At 56.2% G+C, this 3772-nt stretch carries 5 protein-coding genes; all 5 read right to left on the bottom strand.

The window, feature by feature from the left end; translation table 11 throughout:
* Window positions 1–762, bottom strand: a 762-nt coding sequence (locus tag AC1D0I_RS32305) for a hypothetical protein (protein ID WP_477400144.1), incomplete at its 3' end; no start/stop codon positions are given.
* Window positions 763–886: 124 nt separating this feature from the next.
* On the bottom strand, window positions 887–1555 hold the full coding sequence (locus AC1D0I_RS32300; protein ID WP_477400143.1) for a uracil-DNA glycosylase: 669 nt from the start codon (window positions 1553–1555) through the stop codon (window positions 887–889).
* Window positions 1552–2694: a pyrophosphatase gene (locus tag AC1D0I_RS32295; protein WP_477400142.1), complete on the bottom strand. Its 1143-nt coding sequence runs from the start codon at window positions 2692–2694 to the stop codon at window positions 1552–1554. The genes AC1D0I_RS32300 and AC1D0I_RS32295 overlap by 4 nt, the downstream gene beginning before the upstream one ends.
* Before the next feature lie 5 nt (window positions 2695–2699).
* Complete coding sequence (locus AC1D0I_RS32290; protein WP_477400141.1) at window positions 2700–3320, bottom strand: Nmad2 family putative nucleotide modification protein; 621 nt, start codon at window positions 3318–3320, stop codon at window positions 2700–2702.
* A partial coding sequence (locus tag AC1D0I_RS32285; RefSeq protein ID WP_477400140.1) for a TIR domain-containing protein occupies window positions 3317–3772 on the bottom strand: 456 nt, incomplete at its 5' end. The genes AC1D0I_RS32285 and AC1D0I_RS32290, both read right to left, overlap by 4 nt.

Here is a 3772-nt window from a genome sequence, read left to right as displayed (position 1 = left end):
CCATTCCCTTGATGAGAATGAGTCCGTGTGGATCGCGATAACCGCGCTGACACCGATTTGGGCAAGTAGCACGTCCTGGAACTTCAGGCCCGGTGGAATGTCATAAACGTCGAAAAAGCTTCCAAGCCCATTCTGGGTCGTCAGCTTGGCCCGTATCGCCTCCGCAACCCGGACACCCGCGTCATTCGCGTCATGTTTCGAGTGGCTCAAAAAGATCTCGACCTTCCTAAGGTAGCCTAGAAGAGCTTGGCTGCTTTCGTGGGGGCGTCGAAGATGTTCCAAATAGTGGCGGAGCATCCGGCAAAACTGGAACGTGAGGTGGCCGATGAGCGCTGCGGCGCGTTCCCCGAGATCATCGTTCCATTTGAACAGGGGTATGATTTGTTCGTCGAGCTGGAGCACTGGAACGATGTCCGGCTCCATAGCGACGGGAAATAGCCGAGTCGCTAAGCCCTTCGAGGCTGTCTGGTCAGCCAGCTCACGAAGGTAGTCCATCCAGACCGGATCGTCCGCGAGGTTCTTGTCCGCCAAAACGATGACGGCGGACGTCTCTGCCGTTGAAAAATCAATTGGAAGAGGTTTGTCGGAATTTTCGGCCATCGCGAACCTGTAGATAACACTGATGCCGGTTCCGCCTGTGATCCTCTCGTAATTCTCTCTTCGAAAATGCTCGAACAAGAAACGCGCTATTTCATGCCCGAGCGCGAACTTGGGATGCCACACGATATAGATCACGATAAACGGTCGAGCAGTGTCAACCATGCGATGCCTTTCGCCTACCCTCCTCGCGGACGTTAGCTTGGATGACAGGGACTATAGTGTCACGCCGCGTCCCTTCCAACCTAGACGGTGGACATCAATTCTTCCGCATCAATAGCAATCGATGCTAGAGCATCACCAACTGCTGGGGCGATTGCGAAAGGACGGGAAGTCCATAGAGTCCCTCAATCCCGGAAATAAAGTCGCTCTGGCCACCATAACTCGGATGCCGGACCTGCATCGCATCGATCCCGAGATCCGCCAATGCGAATTGGGCATCCCGACCGACCGCTACGACGACACGTGGTACAAGCTTCTCAAGCAGCCAAGCCAAAAGCGGGCGACAGGCACTACGTTCGGCTCGAGTGTGGCAGCGGTTCGACTGAGGGTCGCCGGGTTCGTGCGGATGCAAGGGAAAGACGTTCCATAGGAAGACCGGGCGCTGAATACGATTCAGGGTTTGCCAGATCACGGTCGCCGTTCGCTCGGAGATAGCAGGGCCCCTGGTAGCGCGGGCAAGGGGCAGGTTGCCGTAGAGGGTGGAGTGATCATTTAGATGCGCCTCGTCCGTTAGCGCGAGACCAGTGCGACGACCGCCGCGATAGCCGAGGTCCCGAGCGATCCAAATAGAGTCCACTTTCGACTCAATTGCCGCGTCCAGGACGAGTTTCAGGTTTGTGCGCCGGATGGCAGGGGCGTCGTCTCGATCGAAATCCCGACAAGCATCAGCGTACGGATTGAATGCGTCTTTAAATGAAAGGTCGGCCAGTGTCTCAACGAACTGGGCGGTGTTCATCGCGGTAGTTCCCCTATCGATAACGAACGCTTCTCTATATCAAGCTTGACGCGACCGCGACGGTTTTCTCGAAGGAAGCGAAACGCATGGTTCCCCTGAAGAATCGCGTCCTCCCACAGCCACAGCGGAGAAGAGTGAACCTCATATCCGCGAACGAACTGTCTGACGTTCTTGAGCAAGCTAAGGCTGAGATCTCCGGGGTTCTGGTCCGCGAAAAAGTCGAAATCCTTGGCTATTCCGAAAACATAGGTTGCCACCCCTTCCTCAATGAGGGTGGCGCGTGCGCCGTCCTCGCCCTCATCGACCCGCGATTTGCTTTTCCGCTTTCTTTTCAAGAGAGCTCGCGTGACCGGTGACCAGCCGAGCACGGCGGCGTAGGCATAGTGAAAGACATCGTGGAACCGATAGTCGTCGGGTTGCATGATGTTGTCGGTCAGCCGATCGCCGATGAATAGGCCACTGCAGCTCTGCAGTACGTAGCGCTTGTCATTGCTGGCATCCCGCTCGTAAATGTCGATTTCGAGCGCCCGCGGTAGTTGCTCATCCGCTGGAAAGTCAGCGTCGAACAGCGGAGGATAAGTGCGTTCGCGCGGCCAACGATCCTCGGCCTTTTTAAGGTTGGCGCGAGCGGCGGCCTCGAGAAGTACCTCCGATTCATTGGCGGCCTGAACGAGGTGCCGCAGTACTGCCGCCAAGCGAGCCTGCAGGAGAGGTTTGTCGCCATGGGATCCATCGACGGCCGCCGCCAGCTCGCCAGTCGCGGCGGCCAAGCGCAGAAGCGTTTTCTCGAACTGAGCGCTTGGCGTGTTCAGCGGGAGGGCATGTTGCGGTTGCAGCACGGCAAAGGGCAGATCTGTTTCCGCTCCGGCATCCTCCAAGGTTGCCAGCCTTATATCCGAGTGATCGGCGATTATGGCGAGGTACCACAGGCTATCGCCCAATTCCTCGAGGACGGTCTGCTCATACCCGATGATCGCCGCCTTATCACGCTGCCGCTTCTTCACCTCGCTCAGAAGGCTACCAACTTCGCCGACAAGGCCAAGGACGGGGAGGTCGAATCCGTTCCCCTTCCCCTTTGTCCGGTCACTTCGGGATGCCAGGCTTTGATACTCGTTCAATCCGAGATGGTCGTTCGACATCGAATTCATCGTTCTCTTAAGCTCAACCACTCAAATGGCGATCCCTGCAGGCCCCTAGGCCCGATCGAGTCGAGCCAAGCGACGAGCTTCTCCTCCAAGGCGTAGTCATTGAATTTCGACCGGCCAATGCCTGCCTTACAGATATGTCTGCCGTATTTGTCCTGAAGGTCGGCTGGAAATTCGGGACCTTCGCCGCCAAAATAAACGAAATCATCACTCAGAAGCACGCGGTCGACCTGAGTGTCATTCGCCACATGCTTTGGGTTTGGGCTGCCGTCCGACTTGCTATGAAAGGAGTCACGCTGCGCCCAACCACGCGCCGTTGGAAAATATATGTTGTCCCCGGCGTTCTGCTTACGACTACCATTACGGATCGGCTTCTTTGATTTAGAGCGCGGATCGGCGTCATACTCCTCGAATGTCAACGTCTCCGTGATCCTCATCGCGTGGACAATATGGCCACCACGGCGAACAGCCCGATCTGCGCTACCACATCCGACAACCCAGTCTCCAATCTCCGCATGCTTCCGGATGGGATGCTTGCACGTAGCCAGAGAGCAAAACCCATAAAACGGATTTGGAGCGAACCCGCTGTCGAACCTAACAATGTACGAGTAAATGCTCATCCCCGTGCCCCGCAGGGGTGTCGGACGATCGGAAGGAGCGGAGCGGCATCGCCGTTTGGCATTTCTGTTTTGTCCTGGTCCTCAACAATCGCCTCAACTATGGAATTGCCGTGCCAGCCGACCATCGCGTCGTGATACTCCTTGAGGGCATCCGGTAATTCGCAACCTTGTTCTCCCTCACCCCAAATGCCAACGATCCGCTTGCCCAACTTTGCAGCATACTCAATTTCCCAATTCACCCATTCACTGTGGCGGGTATCGGCCGTGACGTAGACGATCAAGGTGCTGGCCCACTGGATCTGCGGCGCGAGGACAGAGGACTTGATATATTCTGGGCTTTTCGCGTTGTTTGGATTGCTTGAGTTTATCGAGGAATCTCGGATGGATAGGTTATGATTGGCGAGGATTTTTTTCAGCTTTGCCAAGCCGTGATCATCTTCATGGATGTGGCT

The sequence above is a fragment of the Mesorhizobium sp. P2_D1 genome (assembly GCF_056404455.1).
Note: the sequence above shows the minus strand (reverse complement) of the source record. Positions and strands in the feature narration are given on the sequence as shown.

What these genes read in the sequence shown, in the direction of transcription:
- AC1D0I_RS32300 (WP_477400143.1), bottom strand. Translation starts at nt 1,555, where the DNA reads ATGAACACCGCCCAGTTCGTTGAGACACTGGCCGACCTTTCATTTAAA.
- AC1D0I_RS32295 (WP_477400142.1), bottom strand. Translation starts at nt 2,694, where the DNA reads ATGTCGAACGACCATCTCGGATTGAACGAGTATCAAAGCCTGGCATCC.
- AC1D0I_RS32290 (WP_477400141.1), bottom strand. Translation starts at nt 3,320, where the DNA reads ATGAGCATTTACTCGTACATTGTTAGGTTCGACAGCGGGTTCGCTCCA.